Annotated in this window: 21 protein-coding genes and 5 tRNA genes; 21 read left to right on the top strand and 5 right to left on the bottom strand. The window is 30.5% G+C overall.

What is annotated here, in order from left to right; all coding sequences use genetic code 11:
- Positions 1-37 precede the first annotated feature (37 nt).
- The gene (locus HRT41_01880) at positions 38-1,894 is read right to left on the bottom strand and encodes a penicillin-binding protein 2 (protein ID NQY22756.1); all 1,857 of its coding nucleotides are present in this window, start codon (positions 1,892-1,894) and stop codon (positions 38-40) included.
- A 119-nt stretch (positions 1,895-2,013) separates the two neighbouring features.
- Between HRT41_01880 and HRT41_01875 the strand changes: the two genes are divergently transcribed.
- Entirely contained in the window at positions 2,014-3,192 is a 1,179-nt protein-coding gene (locus HRT41_01875) for an FtsW/RodA/SpoVE family cell cycle protein (protein ID NQY22755.1), read from the top strand.
- Positions 3,193-3,196: 4 nt separating this feature from the next.
- Positions 3,197-4,225 (top strand): UDP-N-acetylglucosamine--N-acetylmuramyl-(pentapeptide) pyrophosphoryl-undecaprenol N-acetylglucosamine transferase, encoded by a 1,029-nt coding sequence (locus HRT41_01870; GenBank protein ID NQY22754.1) that lies wholly within the window; start codon positions 3,197-3,199, stop codon positions 4,223-4,225.
- Here the strand turns inward: HRT41_01870 and HRT41_01865 are convergent.
- Positions 4,208-4,972 (bottom strand): undecaprenyl-diphosphate phosphatase, encoded by a 765-nt coding sequence (locus tag HRT41_01865; protein NQY22753.1) that lies wholly within the window; start codon positions 4,970-4,972, stop codon positions 4,208-4,210. The genes HRT41_01870 and HRT41_01865 overlap by 18 nt on opposite strands.
- The gene (locus tag HRT41_01860; protein ID NQY22752.1) at positions 4,972-5,631 is read right to left on the bottom strand and encodes a hypothetical protein; all 660 of its coding nucleotides are present in this window, start codon (positions 5,629-5,631) and stop codon (positions 4,972-4,974) included. Before HRT41_01860 ends, HRT41_01865 begins: the two co-directional genes overlap by 1 nt.
- A 71-nt stretch (positions 5,632-5,702) precedes the next feature.
- Here HRT41_01860 and HRT41_01855 point away from each other — a divergent pair, with 71 nt between their 5' ends.
- The 4 genes from HRT41_01855 to glnA all read left to right on the top strand — a co-directional run bounded on the left by HRT41_01855 (position 5,703) and on the right by glnA (position 8,809).
- Entirely contained in the window at positions 5,703-5,924 is a 222-nt protein-coding gene (locus tag HRT41_01855; GenBank protein ID NQY22751.1) for a MoaD/ThiS family protein, read from the top strand.
- A complete protein-coding gene (locus HRT41_01850) occupies positions 5,881-6,384 on the top strand; it encodes a molybdenum cofactor biosynthesis protein MoaE (protein ID NQY22750.1) in 504 nt (167 codons plus the stop codon). Before HRT41_01855 ends, HRT41_01850 begins: the two co-directional genes overlap by 44 nt.
- The gene (locus tag HRT41_01845; protein ID NQY22749.1) at positions 6,384-7,187 is read left to right on the top strand and encodes a histidinol-phosphatase; all 804 of its coding nucleotides are present in this window, start codon (positions 6,384-6,386) and stop codon (positions 7,185-7,187) included. The genes HRT41_01850 and HRT41_01845 overlap by 1 nt, the downstream gene beginning before the upstream one ends.
- Before the next feature lie 194 nt (positions 7,188-7,381).
- Positions 7,382-8,809, top strand: a complete 1,428-nt coding sequence (gene glnA, locus HRT41_01840; GenBank protein NQY22748.1) for a type I glutamate--ammonia ligase — start codon at positions 7,382-7,384, stop codon at positions 8,807-8,809.
- A gap of 104 nt (positions 8,810-8,913) precedes the next feature.
- On the opposite strand, the gene HRT41_01835 is transcribed toward glnA, so the two are convergent.
- A complete protein-coding gene (locus tag HRT41_01835) occupies positions 8,914-11,073 on the bottom strand; it encodes a PBP1A family penicillin-binding protein (protein NQY22747.1) in 2,160 nt (719 codons plus the stop codon).
- 77 nt (positions 11,074-11,150) lie between these two features.
- A complete protein-coding gene (locus tag HRT41_01830; GenBank protein NQY22746.1) occupies positions 11,151-12,626 on the bottom strand; it encodes a 2,3-bisphosphoglycerate-independent phosphoglycerate mutase in 1,476 nt (491 codons plus the stop codon).
- A 153-nt stretch (positions 12,627-12,779) separates the two neighbouring features.
- Here HRT41_01830 and HRT41_01825 point away from each other — a divergent pair, with 153 nt between their 5' ends.
- The 15 genes from HRT41_01825 to rplL all read left to right on the top strand — a co-directional run bounded on the left by HRT41_01825 (position 12,780) and on the right by rplL (position 20,468).
- Complete coding sequence (locus HRT41_01825; protein NQY22745.1) at positions 12,780-13,841, top strand: phospho-N-acetylmuramoyl-pentapeptide-transferase; 1,062 nt, start codon at positions 12,780-12,782, stop codon at positions 13,839-13,841.
- On the top strand, positions 13,842-15,014 hold the full coding sequence (locus HRT41_01820; GenBank protein NQY22744.1) for a UDP-N-acetylmuramoyl-L-alanine--D-glutamate ligase: 1,173 nt from the start codon (positions 13,842-13,844) through the stop codon (positions 15,012-15,014).
- 35 nt (positions 15,015-15,049) lie between these two features.
- Positions 15,050-15,125 (top strand) — tRNA-Phe (locus HRT41_01815).
- Between the two features lie 14 nt (positions 15,126-15,139).
- Positions 15,140-15,216, top strand: a tRNA-Thr gene (locus tag HRT41_01810).
- Positions 15,217-15,269: 53 nt separating this feature from the next.
- Positions 15,270-15,354 (top strand) — tRNA-Tyr (locus tag HRT41_01805).
- Positions 15,355-15,365: 11 nt separating this feature from the next.
- Positions 15,366-15,442 (top strand) — tRNA-Gly (locus tag HRT41_01800).
- 207 nt (positions 15,443-15,649) lie between these two features.
- A complete protein-coding gene (tuf, locus tag HRT41_01795) occupies positions 15,650-16,858 on the top strand; it encodes an elongation factor Tu (GenBank protein NQY22743.1) in 1,209 nt (402 codons plus the stop codon).
- Between the two features lie 8 nt (positions 16,859-16,866).
- Positions 16,867-17,037, top strand: a complete 171-nt coding sequence (gene rpmG / locus HRT41_01790) for a 50S ribosomal protein L33 (GenBank protein ID NQY22742.1) — start codon at positions 16,867-16,869, stop codon at positions 17,035-17,037.
- Positions 17,038-17,081: 44 nt separating this feature from the next.
- A tRNA-Trp gene (locus HRT41_01785) sits at positions 17,082-17,157 on the top strand.
- Positions 17,158-17,349: 192 nt separating this feature from the next.
- A complete protein-coding gene (gene secE / locus HRT41_01780) occupies positions 17,350-17,532 on the top strand; it encodes a preprotein translocase subunit SecE (protein NQY22741.1) in 183 nt (60 codons plus the stop codon).
- Positions 17,533-17,542: 10 nt separating this feature from the next.
- The gene (gene nusG, locus HRT41_01775) at positions 17,543-18,070 is read left to right on the top strand and encodes a transcription termination/antitermination protein NusG (GenBank protein NQY22740.1); all 528 of its coding nucleotides are present in this window, start codon (positions 17,543-17,545) and stop codon (positions 18,068-18,070) included.
- 108 nt (positions 18,071-18,178) lie between these two features.
- Positions 18,179-18,601, top strand: coding sequence for a 50S ribosomal protein L11 (gene rplK / locus HRT41_01770; protein ID NQY22739.1), 423 nt, complete (start codon positions 18,179-18,181; stop codon positions 18,599-18,601).
- A 94-nt stretch (positions 18,602-18,695) separates the two neighbouring features.
- Complete coding sequence (locus tag HRT41_01765) at positions 18,696-19,394, top strand: 50S ribosomal protein L1 (GenBank protein NQY22738.1); 699 nt, start codon at positions 18,696-18,698, stop codon at positions 19,392-19,394.
- Positions 19,395-19,564: 170 nt separating this feature from the next.
- Complete coding sequence (locus HRT41_01760; protein NQY22737.1) at positions 19,565-20,053, top strand: 50S ribosomal protein L10; 489 nt, start codon at positions 19,565-19,567, stop codon at positions 20,051-20,053.
- Positions 20,054-20,096: 43 nt separating this feature from the next.
- Complete coding sequence (rplL, locus tag HRT41_01755; GenBank protein ID NQY22736.1) at positions 20,097-20,468, top strand: 50S ribosomal protein L7/L12; 372 nt, start codon at positions 20,097-20,099, stop codon at positions 20,466-20,468.
- Positions 20,469-20,594: the final 126 nt, after the last annotated feature.

Below are 20,594 nucleotides of genomic sequence, written 5' to 3'. Positions count from 1 at the left end.
AGTTTTTGTTTAATATTATATGTTTTTTTAAAAAGCTTTACTTATTAGGGCTTAAATAATTTAATTTTACCAATGTTTGTATCACTTCTTTGTATAAAGGAACAGCAGATTGTGAAGCATAGTGGTAATACCAATATTTTCCTGTTGATATTGGTTCAACTACAGTAACTCCAATAGTATATTTCATTGTAGAATCATTTGCAAAACCAAAAAAAGAAGAAATATAGCGTTTAAGGTATTTACCTCTTCTTGCTAATTGAGCTGTTCCTGTTTTTCCCCCAATTTCTAAACCTTTAATTGCCGTACCTCTTCCTGTTCCTTTTTGTACGGTATTAATTAACATTTGTTTCATTCTATTGGCTGTTCTTTTTGAGATAACTTTTTCTTTGGTTATTTGTGATTTACTAATTTTTTTATTGTTTATTGTGTAGGTATTAACAATTTTTGGCTGTACTGAATAACCATTATTATTAAAAACACTGTAGGCTTTAAGCACTTGCATAAAGGTTGAAGTCATACCTTGACCGTAAGAAACAGTTGCTTTAAATACATTGTCTCTTCCTTTACTTTCACCTGCTTTAAATCTGTATTTAGGAGGCAAGTATCCTGATTTTTCAAAAGGTAAATCTATTCCTGTTTTTTTAGTAAAACCAAAGCGTACAAAACCTTCATAAAAGTCTTCTGCTTTTAAACGTTGAGCAATTTGAAGCGTACCAATATTACTTGAAAATATAACAGTGTCATTAAGTGTTATGTATCTTTTTTTAAAGTTATGATCATCTTTAATTACAAAACGTCCCAAGGGATATCTTCCTTTTGGATAAAAACCTTTGGCATTTGCTTTACCTTTATTATATGCTGAAAAAAGTTCATTTTTTTTAATAAGATTTTTTTCCATTGCTAAGGATAAAGAAATAGGTTTAATAACTGAACCAGGCTCATATTGATGCTCAATTGCAAAAACATTTAAAGAGGGAATGTCTTTTTGTTTAATATGACCTGGGTTAAAACGATTTGAGGTGGCTAGGGTTATTATTTTTCCTGTTTCACTCTCCATTATTGATACTATAATTTCTTTTGCACCATATTTTATTTTACTTTTATCTAAGATTAATTCAATATTTTTTTGCAGTTTTAATGGAATATTTAATTTAAGATTTGCCCCATCTATTCTGTTTTTAATGACAGAATCTTTATTAAAAGAAATGTAAGAAAGCACATCTTTTTGTCCACTTAATATACCATCTTTATTTTCATTTAAAAGTCTATTGTACGAGCGTTCAATACCTTTAATACCTTTTACTCTTGTTTTTCCATTACTTGCTTCAAATTTTCGTATATAACCAACTACAGGGGTTAGTGTGTCTTTATACGAATAAAGTCTTTTTTCTCCACTTTCTCTTACTTCTAGTCCAACCAACAAGCGTGTTCCATTTCTATATAAAGATTTGAAAATTCCCAAACGTCTTAACTTAAATCCCAGTTCTTTTAAATTTTTTGCAGTTCTAGAATTAATATTATAAGATAGAATGATATAACCAGGTCTTTTTTTTAGTGATTTATTGATTTTATTATAAAGTATTTTTTCTTCTATATTTGAATATATTGATAATAATTTTACAAATAAATCAAGTTTATTTTTATTTAAATATCTTGTATCTATTGCAACTTTATAAATTTTTTTGGAAGAAGCGATTTTAAAATTATCATAGGATAAAATATTCCCTCTAATTGCTAATTCACTTTTTGAGATATTTATTCTTGGAAGTTTTCTTTTTTTTGCAACGGTTGTAAATACAACAAGAATAAAAATAATCATTGCAAGAAGAATTACTGCAAGTAATAAAAAAGTTTTTTTTGTTTTATTAACGTTATTGTTATTGTTTGAAGTCATTTTTATCCATAATATACTATAATACGAGAATTTTATCGAAATTAACCCAAATTATACAATATAAAACAATAATAATTTTCTTTATTGTTTCTCTAATAATAAATTAAGGCAAAAAAACTATGTCAAAAACAAAAGAAGCGGATTATATTTTATTTTTACTTTCTTGTACGTTAATTACTGTTAGTATTTTATTTTCTTATTCTTTGTCTGTTTATACTGTTGTTTATTATGATTACAATCAATTCCATTTTTTTATGAGACAATGTTTTGTTGGTATTTTAGGAATGTTAATTATGTGGGTTTTTTCACAAATTCCTCCTGATAAGATTGTTGGAAAAGTGGGAATGACACTGTTTATCTTGTTTTTTTTTCTTATGGCAATTATGCCTCTTTTGCCAGGCTCTCTTGTAACTGCAGCAGGTGGTGCAAACAGATGGATAAGGTTACCTGGTTTTTCTCTTTCTCCCGTAGAGTTTTTTAAAATTGGTTTTATATATTTTTTAGCCTGGTCTTTTCACCGTAGGGTAATGGACCAGCCAAAAAAAATGAGTTTGAAAGAAGAATTTTTATTATTGTTTCCTTATTTTTCTGCTTTTTTTCTGGTGGTATTTCTAGTCGCTTTTTTACAAAAAGATTTGGGACAAGTTGTTTTATTAGGTCTTGTATTAATGGTTCTTTTGGTTTTTGCAAACAGATCTTTTAAACTTTTTTTAGTACTTGGATTATGCTCTTTATTAACGCTAGCTACCTTAATTATTTCAGCACCCCACCGTATTCAAAGAATTTACTCTTGGTGGGCCCTAAATCAAGACAGAATTTTATCTATTTTACCTGACATTGCTAACTCTTATTTAAGAGTTAAAGAACTTCCTGTGCCATATCAAGTAGGTCATTCTTTAAACGCAATATACAATGGCGGTTTTTTTGGTGTTGGGATTGGGGGCGGAAATTTAAAAATGGGTTATTTATCTGAAGTTCATTCGGATTTTGTTCTTGCTGGAATTACTGAAGAATTGGGATTATTTGGTATAATTGTAATTACAATATTGATTTTTTTAGTAGTATGGCGAATTTTCAGAATTTCAAATAGAGTAGAAAATCCTATTTATCATTTGTTTACTTTAGGTATTGCTTTAATGATAATTATCGCTTTTTTAATTAACTCTTATGGAATAACAGGAATCATCCCTATAAAAGGAATTGCTGTTCCTTTTTTATCCTATGGGGGCTCAGCTTTATTAGCTACTTCAATATCAATAGGTTTAGTATTATCAATTAGTAAAGAAATAAGGAAATAAGTAGATGCATGGAACAGTAGTAATTACGGGTGGTGGGACAGGTGGCCACTTAAACGTAGCAAAAGAATTTATTGATGCTTTTTATAAAAGAGGAATTACTCCTATTTTTGTAGGAAGCGAAAATGGAAAAGATAAAGAATGGTTTGCTAGGGATTTTCATATTAAAAAATGTTATTTTCTTAAATCAAGAGGAGTAGTAAATAAAGATTTTAAAGGAAAAGCACTGGCTTTGTTTTCCATTGCAAAAGAAGTCTCTCATTGTTTGGATCTCTTTTCTACTCTTGATGTTAAAACAGTCATTTCAGTAGGCGGATATTCAGCAGCTCCTGCAAGCATGGCTGCTATTCTTAAATCAGGATGTAAACTGTATATCCATGAGCAGAACTCAGTAACTGGTAAATTAAATCATTATACGAAACGTTTTGCAAGTGAATTTTTTTCTTCTTATGATCTTAACTCAAAAGTAAAAGACTATCCTGTAAAAATGGAATATTTTAATGAAGCAAGAATAAGACAGAATGTAAAAACTATTATTTTTTTAGGTGGGTCTCATGGCGCTGCTGCAATTAATAATTATGCCCTGGAACTTGCTCCTTCTTTGAATAAAGCAGGAATTAAAATTATTCATCAAACAGGAAAAAATGATTTTAATCGTGTTGTAGAAGAGTATTCTAAACTTGGAATTTCCTTAGATATATTTGCTTTTGATCAAAAACTTCATTTAAAAATGTCCCAAGCAGATTTTGCAGTATCAAGAGCAGGGGCCTCAACATTATGGGAACTTGCAGCTAATGCAATTCCTACTTTGTTTATTCCTTATCCGAGCGCAGCAGGAGATCATCAATTCCATAATGCTGCTTTTTTAAGAAATAAAGGTTTGTGTTTTGTAGCAAGAGAAAAAGAATTGCATCCCAACATATTAATCAAATGCTTAAAAAGCAATATTGAAAAAATGTCAAAAGGATTAACGGATTGTATTATGTATGATTCTGTTGAGTCAATGATAGATATTATTTTAGAACAAAATCAATAAAACAATACCAAAAACTATTCTATAAATACCAAAAGCAATAAAAGTAAAATTTTCTAAAAAACGTAAAAATATTTTTATTGCAAGGTAAGCTACTACAAAAGATACAGCAAAACCTATAAATAAAACCAAAAGATCAGAAGATAAAAACTCCTCATAGTGTTTTACTAAATCATAAGCAGTAGTAGCACATAATACAGGAATGGCCAATAAAAATGAAAATTCAGCTGCCGTTTTTCTATCTAATTTTACAAGCATAGCTCCAATAATGCTAGATCCAGCTCGCGAAGTTCCTGGAATTAAAGCAAATACTTGCGCTAAGCCAATATAAAAAGATTGTTTATAAGTAATATCTTCAACATCTTTCGTAAGTGCTTTTTCTTCTTTATAAAATTGTTCTACTATTATAAATACAATTCCTCCAATAATAAACATAACAGCCACTATTTGTACGGAAAATAAGGATTTAATAAAATCTGCGCATAAAAAACCAATAATTCCAAGAGGTAAAAAAGAAAGGGCTACTTTCATCCACAAATCAATATATTTAAAAGTAAATTTAGAAGGATAATGCAAAACAACAGCTAAAATAGCAGCAAATTGAATAATCATTTCATAGGCTTTTGTAATAGCATTTTGTTCCAGCCCTAAAAATTTACTAGCAACTATTAAGTGCCCTGTAGAAGATATTGGCAAAAATTCTGTTAAACCTTCAATTACACCTAAAACAATTGCATCAAATATTTGTATCATTTGTAATCCTTTGTTAATTTTAAAAATAGTTTTACTGCTCTTTTTTCTTTATGGCCTATTTTATAATCTATTATTTTTAGGTATTCTAAGATATTATTTTTACTAATTCCTGATCTTTTAGCATATTGACTTAAGATGTACTGAGGAATTTTTATTTTTCTTTTGTCAAAATTTTTAGTAATTTTTTTTAAATATCTTTCATTTTTATTGAAACATAAACGTGCAAATACAAAAGGAAGATTATACTTATCTATCCACGCTTGTGCTAAATCTACATATTCATTTTTATTTGTATTTTCATGGTAGTATTTAAGGGCTTTATCACCAATAATAACTTGACCTTGAATATTTAAAACCTTTGCAAGTGCATTTGACGTTTCAGATTCTATGTCTTTTTTATACTTACCTTTAATTACTAATACAGAAGTCACTGCACTTTTTGCAACAATTCCTAAATCCAATGCATTCTGCGATCTTGAAGCAATAGAAGAAATAAAAGCTGAATCTATTTGTTTCTTTTTAAATTTTTTATTGATATTGGAAGGATAGGATTTTTTATAATTAATTATAGATTTAATTTGACTGGATCTAATATTTTTTTTGATGTAAACGTTAAAGGGCAATAAATTAATATAATCAATTTTACCAAATATCAAGCTCATCATCTACCTTTTTATTAAAATAATTTTGATATAATAGTGAATATTTAGTAAATAAGGGGTTAAAAATGGTAAAAGTAGAATTTTTAGGACCAATTAGTAATGAAGCTTTAAATATTGACATAAATAATTTATCGCAGTTGGGCGAAATCTTGCAAAAAATTGAAAATGTATCTTCTTGGTTAGAAACCTGTGCAGTGGCTGTAAATGATACTATGGTTTCTTCAAAAGACCATGTTTTAAAAGATGGTGATAGAATTTCACTTTTACCTCCTGTTTGTGGAGGATGATTTTAAAGTGAATATTTCAAATGCTTTACAACTAATTGATGGGGACTTACCTGTTCAAGATATAACAAACGCATGGTATGAAGAGTTTAGAAATTCTAATTATGGAGCTATTATTACTTTTGTTGGTATTGTTAGGGATGAGAATGATATAGAAGGTTTGTCTTTTGATATTTATGAACCTATTTTAATTTCTTGGTTTAACACTTGGCAAGAAAAAGCAAAAAAACAAAATGCACTTGTATTAATGGCACATGCAAAGGGCGATGTAGCTAATCATAGGTCTTCCTACATAGCTGCTGTTTGCTCCCCTAAAAGAAGAGTTGCTTTAGAATTAATTGATCAATTTGTAGAAGATTTCAAAAAATCTGCTCCTATTTGGAAATATGATTTAATTGAGGGAAAAAGAGTGTATGCAAAAGAGCGAAGTACACAAATACAAGGTGCTGGTATTTTAAATTAATGAGAGTAGACCTACACAACCATACTGTTCTATGCAATCATGCCGATGGTTCTATGGAAGATTTTATTAAAAGAGCAATTGATTTAAAAATTGATATTTATGGTTTTTCTGATCATGCGCCTATGCATTTTGACCCCAAATACAGAATGAAATTAAGTGAAAAAAACAAGTATGAACATGATGTATTGTTTTTACAAGAAAAATACAAAAATCAAATTGAAATTCTTTTGGCGTATGAAGTAGATTATATGCAAAATACTTCTTTAATTTTAAAAGATGTTTTAGAAAGTAAGGTGGATTATTTAATTGGTTCAATTCATTTTATAGGCAATAAAAATGACGATGGATTATGGGGTTTTGATAATCCAGAATTCATTGGTAAATACAAAGAAAAAAATATTGATTTAATTTGGGAAGACTATTTTTATGTAATAGAAGCTATGGCTAAAAGTTCTTTATTTGATATCGTGGGACACATCGATTTGATTAAAGTATTTAAATATTTACCTAAAAAAGACATAAGATTAATTGCAAAAAATGCATTAAAAGCTATTAAAAAATCAAATATGGTGCTTGAGTTAAATGCTGCTGGTTTACGCAAACCAATAAAAGAGACTTACCCTTCTTCTTTACTTTTAGAAGAAGCTTTTTCTCTTGATATTCCTATTACTTTTTCTTCAGATGCTCATAGTATTGAGCAAGTTGGTTTTGCTTATGAAGAAGTAAGTGCACTTGCTAAAAAGGTTGGATACAGTAAATGTGTAACTTTTAGAGAGCGAGAAAAGATTTTTCTGGAATTTTAAACCCTTCTTTTTTTTATTGTTTTATGCCAAGTATTTTAAATATCAACGCTTATTAACTTTGCTTTCTTTCCTTTCTTACTTTAGTATTTTTTTTAAAAAAAATACTAAAATGTATATTTTTTATACATATAATTTAAGCCACTTTGTTACTTATTTAGTTAAGATTAAAACATAAATAAAAAGGGGTTAGATTAATGGGAAAATTTGTAAACAATAGAGAAGAATTTTTTAAATACTGTGAAGAAAATGAAGTACAATTTGTTGACTTTAGATTTACAGATTTAAAAGGAATGTGGCACCATATTTCATATATGATGAGCGCTGTTACTGCTGAGCAATTAGAATTTGGTATGCCTTTTGATGGTTCATCCGTTGATGCATGGCAACCAATTAACAAATCTGATATGATTTTAAAACCAGATGTTGTAACTGCATTCTTAGATCCATTTACTGCTGATTCTACAATTATTGTTATTTGTGATGTTTATGACATTTACAAGGGACAATTATATGAAAAATGTCCACGATCTATTGCTAAAAAATCTTTACAGCATTTAACTGAAAGTGGTGTTGGTGATGTTGCTTATTTTGGACCAGAAAATGAATTTTTTGTTTTTGATGATGTTAAAATAATTGATTCAATTAATGAATCGTATTATAGAGTTGATTCAGATGAGGGTGAATGGGCAAGTTCAACTGATTATGAATCTGGTAACATGGGTCACAGACCAGGAACTAAAGGTGGTTACTTCCCCGTACAACCAACAGATTCAATGGTAGATTTACGTGCAGAAATGATGCTTGTTTTAGAACAAGTTGGATTAGAAGTAATCTTAGGACATCATGAAGTTGCTCAAGGTCAAGGTGAAATTGGAATTGTTTTTGATGGTTTAATCGAAGCTGCTGATAATGTACAAAAATACAAATATGTTTGTAAAATGGTTGCACATTTAAATGGTAAAACGTGTACATTTATGCCTAAACCTTTATTGGGTGATAATGGAAATGGTATGCATGTTCATCAATCAATTTGGAAAGATGGTAGAAACTTATTTTACAATGAAGGTGAATATGGTAATTTATCTGATATGGCAAGACATTACACGGGTGGTATATTTAAACATGCACGTGCACTTGCAGCATTTACTAACCCATCAACTAACTCTTACAAAAGATTAATTCCTGGATTTGAAGCGCCAAACATTTTGACTTATTCTTCTCAAAACAGATCAGCTGCTTGTAGAATTCCTTATGGTGCTGGTGAAAAAGCGACTAGAATTGAAATGAGATTCCCTGATTCTGCTGCTTGTCCTTATTTAGCATTTGCTGCTATGATGATGGCTGGACTTGATGGAATTAAAAATAAAATTGAACCAATTGGTCCAATGGATGAAGATTTATTTGAAATGCCTTTAGATGAAATTAGAGAAAGAAATATTCCTCAAATGCCTCATACTTTAAGAGGTTCGCTAGAAGCTTTAATTAGAGACAATGAATTCTTATTACCTGCTTTTACAAAAGATATGGTTGATACGTATCAACACTATAAATTTGAAACACAAGTGTGGCCTGATGAAGCCAGACCAACTGCTTTTGAATTTAAAACAACGTATTCTTGTTAAGAGTATTGTGATACAAAAAGGTGAACAGTTTCTGTTCACCTTTTTTTTTGCAAAAAAAAAGGCTCAAACAATATTGTTTGAGCCTTTTTAAAAGAACATTAAACTTAGAACTCTATTTGTTCTTCTTCATTTTGAGGTACTCTTATCACTTCTGGTAACTTAGAAATATCCGTAAAGTATTCTTTTTTGCCATTAATTATTGATGTTCTGACTTCTTCTGGTTTTATAAACTTTCTTGGAATCTCAGGATGTATTTTTAAATAGTTTTTGTAAAAGTAAGCAAACGCTGGACCTGCTGCTCTTCCTCCTGTTTCACGTCTTCCCATAGGTTTATTGTCATCATTTCCAAACCAAGTGATTGTTAGCATGCTTGGGGTATAACCAGCAAACCATGCATCTACATTGTTATTGGTTGTTCCCGTTTTTCCTGCAACATCTAAACCTTTTACTCTTGCCATTCTTCCCGTTCCACGGTTAACAGTATCGTATAATATACTTGTCATTAAATAGGTTTGAGCAGGTGAGGTAATATAGGTTTCTTCTTTTTCAAAGTTTATTTTTGTATTGTTTTTATTAATAATACTGCTTATAAGATAGGGTTTAACTTGTACACCATTATTTGAAAACATAGAATATGCTTGGGTGAGTTTATAAGGGGACATGGCAAAAGAACCCAGTGTTATAGATAAATCAAAAGGAATTTTTTTCATGCCATATTCTTTTAATCCATTGTATACAACATCTATTCCTAAATCAGTTACTAAATTAATCGTTGCTAGGTTTCTTGAATGAACCAATGCTTCTCTTAAAGGAACAAAACCTTTGTAATTACCTTCTACATAATTTCTAGGTTTCCATTGTTTTTCTTCATCTCCATCTTTATATGAATATGTTCTTGAAATATCAATTAAATTAGTAGCAGGCGAATATCCACTGTCTAAAGCTTTTTGATATAAAAATGGTTTTATAGAAGATCCGGGTTGTCTTTGGGACTGAATTACTCTGTTAAAGGAAGATTTTTTATAATCAATTCCACCCAACATCGTAATAATTTTACCACTAGAGCTCTCAATAGTTATTTGTGCTGCATTTAATGTATCTACACGGGTAGAAATAAGTTCTATGGTACTTATTCCTGTTTCTTCATTAATTACTTCTCTTTCTTTTATATAAGCAAGTTTTTTAGGAATGGATAAAGGATTGATCCAATCTTCTCTTTCTTTTCCTTCTTGGTCATATTTTGAAGGAACAGTAAAACTACCATTTTCTACTTTTATTTTTAATTTTCTTATTTTCTCTTTGGCTTTTACGTAGGCTATTTTATCTCTTTCAAAACTCTTGACATCTCTTTTTAAAATTAATGCATAAGCATGATTTAAACCTTCTCTTGCAATTTGCTGTGCTTTTAAATCTATAGTTAATTGTACTTTATAACCAGAGCTTCTTAGGTCTTTCACATTATTTTTTAACTGTTTTAATGCGTAATCAATAATATAAGGTGCTTTGTTTTGAGTAAGTGTTTGTTTATATACAATAGGAACAGCAGTAATAGAAGCATCATATTCGCTTTTATTAATCCAACCAATTTTATGCATTCTTCTTATAACTTGATTAGCCCTAGCAAGTGAGAATTTTAAATTTCTAGTTGGATCGTAAAAACTTGGAGCTCTTGGAAGTCCTACTAACATAGCTATTTCTTTTAAAGACAATTCATACAATTCTTTTTTAAAATAACCCAAAGCTGCTGTTTTAATACCATAATAACCATGTCCAAAATAAACCTGATTTAAATATCTTTCAAGAATTTCTTCTTTACTTAAAATGGTTTCAAGTCTTAGTGTTAATAAAATTTCTTTTATTTTTCGTAAAATCTTTTTTTCTCTGCTTAATACCAGTGTTTTTACTAACTGTTGGCTTAAAGTACTAGCGCCTTCTACAAGTTTTCTTGCTTTTATATCTTTAATTATAGCTCGTGATATTGCATCTAAGTTAATTCCATTATGTTCAAAAAACATAGTATCTTCAATAGCAATTAGCCCTTCTATAATACGAGGAGGGATATCATCGTATTTAACATATAAACGATGTTCTTTTTGAAAAATATTTGCAACCAACTCTCCATTTTTATCAAAAAATTGTGTGGTCAAAGGTGGATTGTAATTAACAACCTTATCTATATCAAATCGTATATTTGCATATAAATATATAATCCATGAAGCAATACTTAAAGAAAGAATTGCGAAAAAACCTAATACATATTTCATTTATTAATATCCTTTGTTACCTTACACTCTTTAATTTCTTAAAAATTTGTACATAATATTTTATATTATATCTTAGCTTAAAATAATGCTTCATCCATTTCTGTAGGAATTGGGAGATTCATTAATTTTAATACAGTAGGTGCAATATTATTTAAAGAACCATTGTTAATTTTATTAACACCTTCTGATATTACAAAACAAAAAACATCACCAACAGTATGATTGGTTAAGACTTTCCCATTTTCATCTTTCATTCGCTCACAATTACCATGATCTGAAGTTAAAACAAGATTGTAGTTTAACTCTTTTACTTTGTCTATTATTCGTTCCAATTGAGAATCTACTACTTCTACAGATTTAAGCGCTGCATCATAAGAACCGGTATGTCCAACCATATCTCCATTTGCAAAATTAACAACAATAAAATCATTGTTTTCTTCCATAGAAGATATAACCGCATCACAAACTTCAATCGCTGACATTTCAGGTTGTAAATCATAAGTAGCAACATTTGGGCTTGGAATTAAAATTCTTTTTTCATTTAACAAGGGCTCTTCAACTCCACCATTAAAGAAAAAAGTAACATGGGCATATTTTTCAGTTTCTGAGGTATGTACTTGACTTAAACCTGCATTTGAAATCACATCTCCTAAGGTATTAAGTGGTATTTCTTTTGGAAACATGATAGGTAAGGGAAGATTTTTATTATATTGTGTCATGGTTGCTATAAATAAATTCTCTTTAAAACGCTTAAATTCACTAAAAGAAGAATCTGAAATACATGCAGACATTTCTCTCATTCTATCGGACCTAAAGTTAGCAAAAATTATACCATCATTAGCGCTAAAGCCTTGATAATTATTAAAAGTACACGGTTCAATAAACTCATCATAAATGTCATTTTCATAAGAGTTAGAAACATAAGATAAAATATCTTCTGTGGAAGTGTTTTTTGCAAAAACAATTGAATCGTATGCTTTTTGTATTCTCTCCCATCTATTATCCCTATCCATTGCATAATAACGACCAGAAATACTTGCAATACTAATATTTTCATTACAAATATCTAAAATTTCTTTAATATAAATGGCACATGAATCAGGTGCTACATCTCTTCCATCTGTAATTAAATGAAGTTTGACTTTTTTGTTTGTTTTAGAAGCAATTAAAGCCAATGCAATAATATGTGAAATATGCGAATGCACACCTCCATCACTTAATAAAGCAAGTATATGAATATTATTTGCACGCTCTAAGGTGTTTTTTAATACTTCATTGTTTTTTAATTCATCTTCTTGTATTGCTTTATTAATTTTTACTAAATCTTGATATAAAACTCTTCCTGTACCAATAGTCATATGCCCCACTTCAGAATTTCCCATTTGTCCATTGGGTAGTCCTACATGTTCTCCGTAAGTATGAATTAGTGAATTTGGAACGCTTTTAAATAGTTTGTCATAAGTAGGTGTTTTGGCATTTGTAAATGCATTAAATGTATTTTCTTCATTATGTCCAATACCGTCTGTTATTACAAGTAATGTTTTATTTGTCATTATTTAAAGCCTTTTCAATATAATATGTAATATAATCTACGCGATTATATCAAAACTTACTCCTATCTTGGCTGAAAACATTGTCTTGGGCATAGCCACAGTTGGAGTTTGTGTAAACACAGGATTTATTTTCCTAAAAAAGAAGGTTTTAATTTGTTTTATTGGTTTTACAGACATATGGATGTTAACATTTTTCAATACATTACAGTACGCGCAGGTATTGCGTTTTTTATAGCATTTTTTCTTACACTTTTTTTAATGCCAAAATTTATTAAATGGGCAAAAGAAAGGTCAAGTGGTCAGCCCATTTATGAATTAGCACCCCAAAATCATCAAACAAAAGTAGGAACTCCAACCATGGGTGGAGTTGTATTTATTTTTTCTATGTTAGTTGCCACCTTATTAACTGCAAAACTAAATAATTTTTATGTGTTTGGGGGTTTACTTACTATTGTTTTGTTTTCTTTTATTGGAATTAAAGATGATTTAGCAAAATTAATGCATAAATCAAATAGCGCAGGATTAAGTTCAAGAAAAAAATTAATTTTACAATTTTTAGCTGCTCTTGTAGTGGTAGTTGTATTTTTATCTTACGATCACTCAACCCAATTGTATACACCTTTTTATAAATTACCAATGTTTGATATGGGCTATTTCTCAATTGCTTTTTGGATTTTTGTAATGATAGGAACGTCTAATGCAGTTAATTTAACCGATGGTTTAGATGGCCTTGCAACAGTACCTTCTGTTATGGCTTTTTTTACTTTATCCGCCATTGTATATATTACAGGTCATTCTATTATTTCTTCGTATTTATTATTGCCAAACATTCAAATTATTGGAGAACTTACTATTTTAGGCGCTGCTTTTATAGGCTCCTTAATCGCTTTTTTATGGTATAACTCCCATCCTGCTCAAGTATTTATGGGGGATTCGGGTTCTTTACCTATTGGTGCATTTATGGGCTATATGGCAATTGCTTGTAAGAGTGAAATTCTGTTAATACTTATTGGTTTTATATTTGTTATTGAAACGGTATCTGTGATTTTGCAGGTTGGTTCTTTTAAATTAAGACAAAAGCGTGTTTTTTTAATGGCACCCATTCATCATCATTTTGAAGAAAAAGGCTGGAAAGAAAATAAAATCATTGTACGTTTTTGGATAATCTCATTTATGGCTAATCTTTTTGCTTTGATGAGTTTGAAAATACGATAAATGGAAAATAAAACAATAAGAGTCTTGGGTAAAGGAATAACTGCCCAAGCTATCAAAAAGAAGTTTGACAATGTAATCTTATACGATGAAAGTGATTTTTCATCCTATGACAAAAAATCACAAGATATTACAGTGGTAAGTCCTGGAATCCCACCTTATAACAAAATGTTAAAAGACTGTAATAATATTCAAAGTGATTATGACTTATTCTCTTCTGTTATGCCTTATAGTATTTGGATATCTGGAACGAATGGTAAAACAACTACTACTCAAATGTTGCAGCATTTATTAGAAGATAAAGGTTCTGTATACGGAGGAAATATTGGTGTTCCTTTGTGTTCACTTGATGAGAAAAAAAATATATGGATTCTTGAAACCTCTTCTTTTACCTTGCATTATACCAATAAAGCCAAACCCAATTTATATATCCTCTTGCCTATTTCAGAAGATCATATTTCTTGGCATGGTTCTTATGATGAATATATTAAAGCCAAACTAAAACCTCTTGATTCTATGCTTGAAGGCGAAATAGCAATTATTCCTGAAGTTTATAAAGATTATCCAAGCAAAGCCTGTAAGATTACTTATCAAAATGCGCAAGATCTTTGTGATGAATTTGGAATCATTAAAAACGAGGTAGATTTTAAAGAGCCTTTTTTATTAGATGCACTTTTAGCCATGGCATGTAAAATAATTCTATTTGATGAAAAAGATTATAAAAAAATAAATACCTTTGTAATCGATGAACACAAATTAGAAGAGCTTAGAGATGAAAAAAACCGTTTATGGGTGAATGATACTAAGGGTACAAATATTGACGCTACAATGAGCGGTTTGGGCTCTTATAAGGGTAAAAAAATATATTTAATTTTAGGTGGAGATGATAAAGGTGCAAATTTAAGACCTTTATTTGATTTTTTACAAGACTTTAATATTGAAATATTTATCATAGGAAGTAATTTCAAGCGTTTGATTACTTTATGCAAAGAATATTCTTTTATGTATTTTTATGAAGGAAATTATATCAAAACATTGGAAAAAATTGATTCAAAACTGGATTTAGAATCGGTTGGAATCCTCTCTCCTGCTGCTTCATCGTTGGATCAATTTACATCTTATGCGCAAAGAGGAAATATATTTAAAGAATTTGTCCGAAATTTAAGGTTAAATTAATCAAAAATATATATAATTTCAATCCAATTTAAGATGGCTCGATAGCTCAGTCGGTAGAGCAAAGGACTGAAAATCCTTGTGTCGACAGTTCGATTCTGTCTCGCGCCACCATTAAATTGTTGGACGCTGATGTAGCTCAGTTGGCTAGAGCAGCTGATTTGTAATCAGCAGGTCGTAGGTTCAACTCCTATCATCAGCTCCATTTTTTACATCAAAACAAACTTTATAGTCTGCTTTGATTTTTTTTATTCAACCGGGGAGGTTGGAGAGTGGTCAAATCCAAGGGATTGTAAATCCCTCGCCTACGGCTTCGAAGGTTCGAGTCCTTCTCTCCCCACCATTATAAGTTAAGCGGGAGTAGCTCAGTTGGCTAGAGCCTCTGCCTTCCAAGCAGATTGTCGCGAGTTCGAGTCTCGTCTCCCGCTCCACTTAATTCATTGTAAGAAGTGAAATTTATCAAATATTTTTTTTGATTTTTCAAATAATACAAATTTTATGTTTATTTATGTATAATGTCACGACAAAAAACTTGTTGATATTTATGTCTAAATAAATATACAATAAAATCCCCTCTGAATAGAGAAGCTATTGGGCTTATCTACTCAGAGGGTTATAAAAACTTTAAAGGCAATTTTATGGCAAAAGAAAAATTCGAACGTAACAAACCACACGTTAACATTGGTACTATTGGTCATGTCGATCATGGTAAAACTACTTTAACAGCAGCTATCTCAGCAGTTTTAACTAACAAACTGGGTGGAGAAATGATGGATTACGATCAAATCGATAATGCACCAGAAGAAAGAGAAAGAGGAATTACTATTGCTACTTCTCATATTGAATATGAAACAGAAGCTAGACACTACGCTCACGTAGATTGTCCAGGCCATGCGGATTATGTTAAGAATATGATTACTGGTGCTGCTCAAATGGATGGTGCTATTTTAGTTATTGCTGCGACTGATGGTCCTATGGCACAAACTAGAGAACATATCTTATTATCTAAACAAGTTGGTGTTCCTTACATCATTGTTTTCATGAACAAAGAAGATCAATTAGACGACGAAGATAAAGAAGAAATGTTAGAATTAGTTGAAATGGAAATCAGAGAGTTATTATCTATGTATGACTTCCCAGGTGACGATACTCCAATTATTGCTGGTTCTGCTTTTCAAGCATTAGAAACTGCAAAAAAAGGTGAAGAAGATACTTGGACTGCTAAAATTATGGAATTAATGGATGCTGTTGATACTTACATCCCAACTCCAAAAAGAGAAACTGAAAAAGATTTCTTAATGCCTGTAGAAGATGTTTTCTCTATCTCAGGAAGAGGAACAGTTGTAACTGGTAGAATTGAAACTGGTATCGTTAAAATTGGTGAAACAATTGAAATCGTAGGTATCGTTGATACTCAAACTACTACTGTAACTGGTGTTGAAATGTTCCGTAAAGAAATGGATCAGGGAGAAGCTGGAGACAATTGTGGTATTCTTTTAAGAGGTGTTAAAAAAGAAGACGTACAAAGAGGTCAAGTTTTAATTAAGCCAGGTTCAATTACGCCTCATACTGAATTCAGATGTGAAGCCTATATTCTTTCTAAAGAAGAGGGTGGACGACATACTCCTTTCTTTTCTGGTTATAGACCACAATTCTACATCAGAACTACTGATGTAACTGGTTCTGTTACTTTAGCAGAAGGTGTTGAAATGGTTATGCCTGGAGATAACATTGAAATGAATGTTGTTTTAGTTTCTCCTGTTGCTTTAGAAAAAGGTACTAAGTTTGCTATCCGTGAGGGTGGACGTACTGTTGGTGCTGGTGTTGTTGCCGAAATAACTAAGTAGGTATTAGCATGGGAAATGGATCAGCAATTAAAATCGGACTAAAATGTGAAGAGAGTGGAGATATTAACTACACTACTTTTAAGAACCCAAAAACTCACACTGAGAAGATGACTCTTAAAAAATACAGTCCTAGATTGAAAAAACATACACTTCATAAAGAAATCAAATTAAAGTCGTAAGACTTTACTTTGACTCTTTTTGAGTTTCTTAAAATATACACAATAGGTTAGTAGCTCCAATGGTAGAGCGCCGGATTCCAAATCCGATGGCTGTGGGTTCGAGTCCCTCCTGACCTGCCACTTAATACAAAATATCAATTCTCTTTTAATTTTAAAAACTATTTTATATAAGCTTTCTATAAGCTAAATTTCAGTAAAATCTCTTTCCAAAACAGATATGTAGAATTCTCTTTTGATGATATAAGTTTTTTAAAAGTAGTTAATAACTTCTTTTCAAAGAATTATAAAAGCTAAAAATTATTGGAGTTGATTGTGAGTAAACTTAAAAATTATTATAAAAATGCAAAAGATGAAATACAAAAAGTAATATTTCCTATTAAAGAACAAGTAAGAACGGCATTTATTTCTGTTTTTGTTGTTGTAACTGTTATTTCATTGTATTTAGCATTGATTGATGCAATCATGTCAGTAAGCTTATCAGCTATAATAAACTAAGGATTAATAAATGGCACACCAATGGTACGCAATACAAACTCACTCTGGAAGTGAACTTACTGTTAAAAGAGCACTTGAAACACTTGCTAAAGAAATGGGAGATGATCAAATACTAAAAGTATTGGTTCCCACTGAAGATTTAATTGAAGTAAGACGTGGAGTTAAATCAATAGTTGAAAAACCTTTATATCCAGCATATGCTTTTGCACAAATTGATCTTGATACTGCTTTATGGCATAAAATTCAATCAATGTCTAAAGTTGGACGATTTATTGGTGAGTCTAAACGACCTACACCTTTAACAGATAAAGATGTTGCAGCTATCTTAGACAAGGTAGAAAACAGAGCAGCAGCCAGACCAAAAGTATCTTTTGAAGAGGGTGAAATGTTACGAATTAAAGAAGGACCATTTGCTAACTTTAATGGAGTAGTAGAAGACTTTGATTTAGGTTCAGGAATCATTAAATTAAATGTTTCTATTTTTGGAAGAAATACACCAGTAGAAATCTCTTATACTCAAGTTGAACGAGTAGTATAAGAGAATACTTAGTCATTAGGCAAAAAAACTTAGCTTCTTCTATAGTTTTCTTGCCTAATGACTAATCATTAATATATTTAAATACATTTAAAATTAAAAGGAAACACAATGGCAAAAAAAATAGCGGGAATTTTAAAACTTCAAATACCAGCTGGAGCTGCTAACCCATCACCACCAGTAGGACCTGCATTAGGTCAAAGAGGCGTAAATATCATGGAATTCTGTAAAGCATTCAATGAAAAAACAAAATCACAAGCAGGTTTTAAAATCCCAGTTGTAATTACTATTTATGCTGATAAAAGTTTTACATTTGAGTTAAAACAACCACCTATGACTGATTTAATTAAAAAAGTTGCAGGAATCAAAAAAGGTTCTGAAAATCCAGCAAAAAATAAAATTGCTAAATTAACAAAAGAACAAGTATTAGAAATCGTTAAAATGAAAATTTCGGATTTAAATACAAATGATGTAGAACAAGCTGCTAAAATTGTAGCTGGTTCTGCTAAATCTATGGGAGTTGAAGTAGAATAATTCTACTTTAACAATAGTCTTACCAGCTGACTTAAAGCGCTGGTAGCAAAATGAATTTTACATTCATAACAAATAAAATATTGCGGAGATAAAAATGGCAAAAGTTTCAAAAAGATTTAAAGCACTAGTAGAAAAAGTAGAAAGTAAACAATACGAATTAACAGAAGCAGTAGCTATGTTAAAAGAATTGAAATCTGCTAAGTTTGACGAAAGTGTTGAAGTTTCACTTAATTTAAATGTAGATCCAAGACATGCTGATCAAATGATCAGAGGTGCAGTTGTTCTTCCAAATGGTACTGGTAAAACTGTTAGAGTTGCAGTTTTTGCTAAAGGTGCTAAAATGGACGAAGCAAAAGCAGCAGGTGCTGATATTGTTGGTAATGATGAATTAGCAGCTGATATTCAAGCGGGTAAAATTGATTTTGATGTATTAATTGCAACTCCTGATTGTATGGGTATTGTTGGAAAAGTAGGAAGAATCTTAGGACCAAAAGGTTTAATGCCTAATCCTAAAGTTGGTACTGTAACTATGGACGTAACTAAAGCTGTTTCTGACGCTAAAGGTGGTCAAGTTACATATAGAGTTGATAAAAAAGGGAATATGCAAGCAGCTGTAGGAAAAGCATCTTTTTCTGCTGAAGCAATCAAAGAAAATATTGAAGCATTTTTAATTGCAATCAATAAAGCTAAACCTTCAACTGCAAAAGGTAGATTTTATACTAGAGCAGTTGTATCTTTAACTATGAGTCCATCGATTCAATTAGAGCCATTAGCATTAATGGACCTTAAATAAGAGTTTTACTCTTATTTAAGTTTTCTTTTTAAGATTCAATAGTAAAGATAAGGTCTTTATTTTTGAGTGTTACAAAGCACTGATATAAAACTGGAGAAAAAAGGTTAAGAATGCTTCCCATTCTTTGTAAAACCTTTTGAAGTTTCATGTTTTGAAGGGAGGAATTATTAATGAACAAACAACGAAAATCCGAAATAATTGATTTTTTAACTGGTGAATTCAAAGGATCTCAAGCTGTAGTAGTTTGTGGGTACAATGGTGTTTCACATAAAGAGTTAGAAACATTAAGAGCAGCAGCTAAAGAAGCTGGTGCTACTGTTCAAGTTGCTAAAAACTCATTGGTTACAGTTGCTGTAAAAAATGCTGATTATGGTGATATTGAATTAAATGGAAATAACATTTTTGTATGGTCAGAAGATCAAGTTACTGCTTGTAAAGTAGCTGATACTTTTGCAGCAACAATGAAAGATAAGTTTGAAATTAAATCAGGTATCATCGAAGGTAAAATTGCATCTCTTGCAACTGTTAACCAATTCGCTAAACTTGCAACTAAAGATGAACTTCTTGGTATGTTATTATCTGTTTGGACTGCACCTGCTAGATGTTTAGTAACTGGTTTAGACAACTTAATGAAGAAAAAAGAAGAAGAAGCAGCATAGTTTACTAGCTGTTAAAAAAATAAAAAAAATAAAAGGACCTTAAATGGCAATTTCTAGAGAAGACGTATTAGAATATATCTCTAACTTATCAGTATTAGAATTATCTGAATTAGTTAAAGAATTTGAAGAAAAATTTGGAGTATCTGCACAACCTACTGTTGTAGCTGGTGGAGCTGCTGCTGGTGGCGAAGCTGCTGAAGAACAAACTGAATTTGACGTAGTTATCGTTGAAACTGGTGCTAAAAAAATTAATGTTATTAAAGCAATTAGAGCATTAACTGGTTTAGGATTAAAAGAAGCGAAAGCTGCTGCTGAAAACATTCCTTCAACAATTAAAGAAGGAATCTCTAAAGAAGATGCAGAAGCTGCAAAAACTTCTTTAGAAGAAGCTGGAGCTAAAGTAGAAGTTAAATAATTATTTTAACATTTACTATTATACGAGGCATTAGCCTCGTGTAAATCGAGCATCTCTTGAGGGCTAAGCTTAGAATTTAAATGAATTTTAAGCTTATCCTTTTGGGATGCTTTTGTGCTTTATACT

It is taken from the genome of Campylobacteraceae bacterium, from assembly GCA_013215945.1.
Taxonomy (GTDB): Bacteria; Campylobacterota; Campylobacteria; order Campylobacterales; family Arcobacteraceae; genus NORP36.
The sequence above is the reverse complement of the archived record's forward strand: the minus strand, read 5'-3'. Positions and strand labels throughout refer to the sequence as shown.

What these genes read in the sequence shown, in the direction of transcription:
- HRT41_01765 (NQY22738.1), top strand. Translation starts at nt 18,696, where the DNA reads ATGGCAAAAGTTTCAAAAAGATTTAAAGCACTAGTAGAAAAAGTAGAA.
- rplK (NQY22739.1), top strand. Translation starts at nt 18,179, where the DNA reads ATGGCAAAAAAAATAGCGGGAATTTTAAAACTTCAAATACCAGCTGGA.
- rplL (NQY22736.1), top strand. Translation starts at nt 20,097, where the DNA reads ATGGCAATTTCTAGAGAAGACGTATTAGAATATATCTCTAACTTATCA.
- tuf (NQY22743.1), top strand. Translation starts at nt 15,650, where the DNA reads ATGGCAAAAGAAAAATTCGAACGTAACAAACCACACGTTAACATTGGT.
- nusG (NQY22740.1), top strand. Translation starts at nt 17,543, where the DNA reads ATGGCACACCAATGGTACGCAATACAAACTCACTCTGGAAGTGAACTT.
- HRT41_01820 (NQY22744.1), top strand. Translation starts at nt 13,842, where the DNA reads ATGGAAAATAAAACAATAAGAGTCTTGGGTAAAGGAATAACTGCCCAA.
- HRT41_01880 (NQY22756.1), bottom strand. Translation starts at nt 1,894, where the DNA reads ATGACTTCAAACAATAACAATAACGTTAATAAAACAAAAAAAACTTTT.
- HRT41_01870 (NQY22754.1), top strand. Translation starts at nt 3,197, where the DNA reads ATGCATGGAACAGTAGTAATTACGGGTGGTGGGACAGGTGGCCACTTA.
- glnA (NQY22748.1), top strand. Translation starts at nt 7,382, where the DNA reads ATGGGAAAATTTGTAAACAATAGAGAAGAATTTTTTAAATACTGTGAA.
- HRT41_01845 (NQY22749.1), top strand. Translation starts at nt 6,384, where the DNA reads ATGAGAGTAGACCTACACAACCATACTGTTCTATGCAATCATGCCGAT.
- HRT41_01760 (NQY22737.1), top strand. Translation starts at nt 19,565, where the DNA reads ATGAACAAACAACGAAAATCCGAAATAATTGATTTTTTAACTGGTGAA.
- HRT41_01855 (NQY22751.1), top strand. Translation starts at nt 5,703, where the DNA reads ATGGTAAAAGTAGAATTTTTAGGACCAATTAGTAATGAAGCTTTAAAT.
- HRT41_01875 (NQY22755.1), top strand. Translation starts at nt 2,014, where the DNA reads ATGTCAAAAACAAAAGAAGCGGATTATATTTTATTTTTACTTTCTTGT.
- HRT41_01850 (NQY22750.1), top strand. Translation starts at nt 5,881, where the DNA reads ATGGTGATAGAATTTCACTTTTACCTCCTGTTTGTGGAGGATGATTTT.
- rpmG (NQY22742.1), top strand. Translation starts at nt 16,867, where the DNA reads ATGGGAAATGGATCAGCAATTAAAATCGGACTAAAATGTGAAGAGAGT.
- HRT41_01835 (NQY22747.1), bottom strand. Translation starts at nt 11,073, where the DNA reads ATGAAATATGTATTAGGTTTTTTCGCAATTCTTTCTTTAAGTATTGCT.
- HRT41_01830 (NQY22746.1), bottom strand. Translation starts at nt 12,626, where the DNA reads ATGACAAATAAAACATTACTTGTAATAACAGACGGTATTGGACATAAT.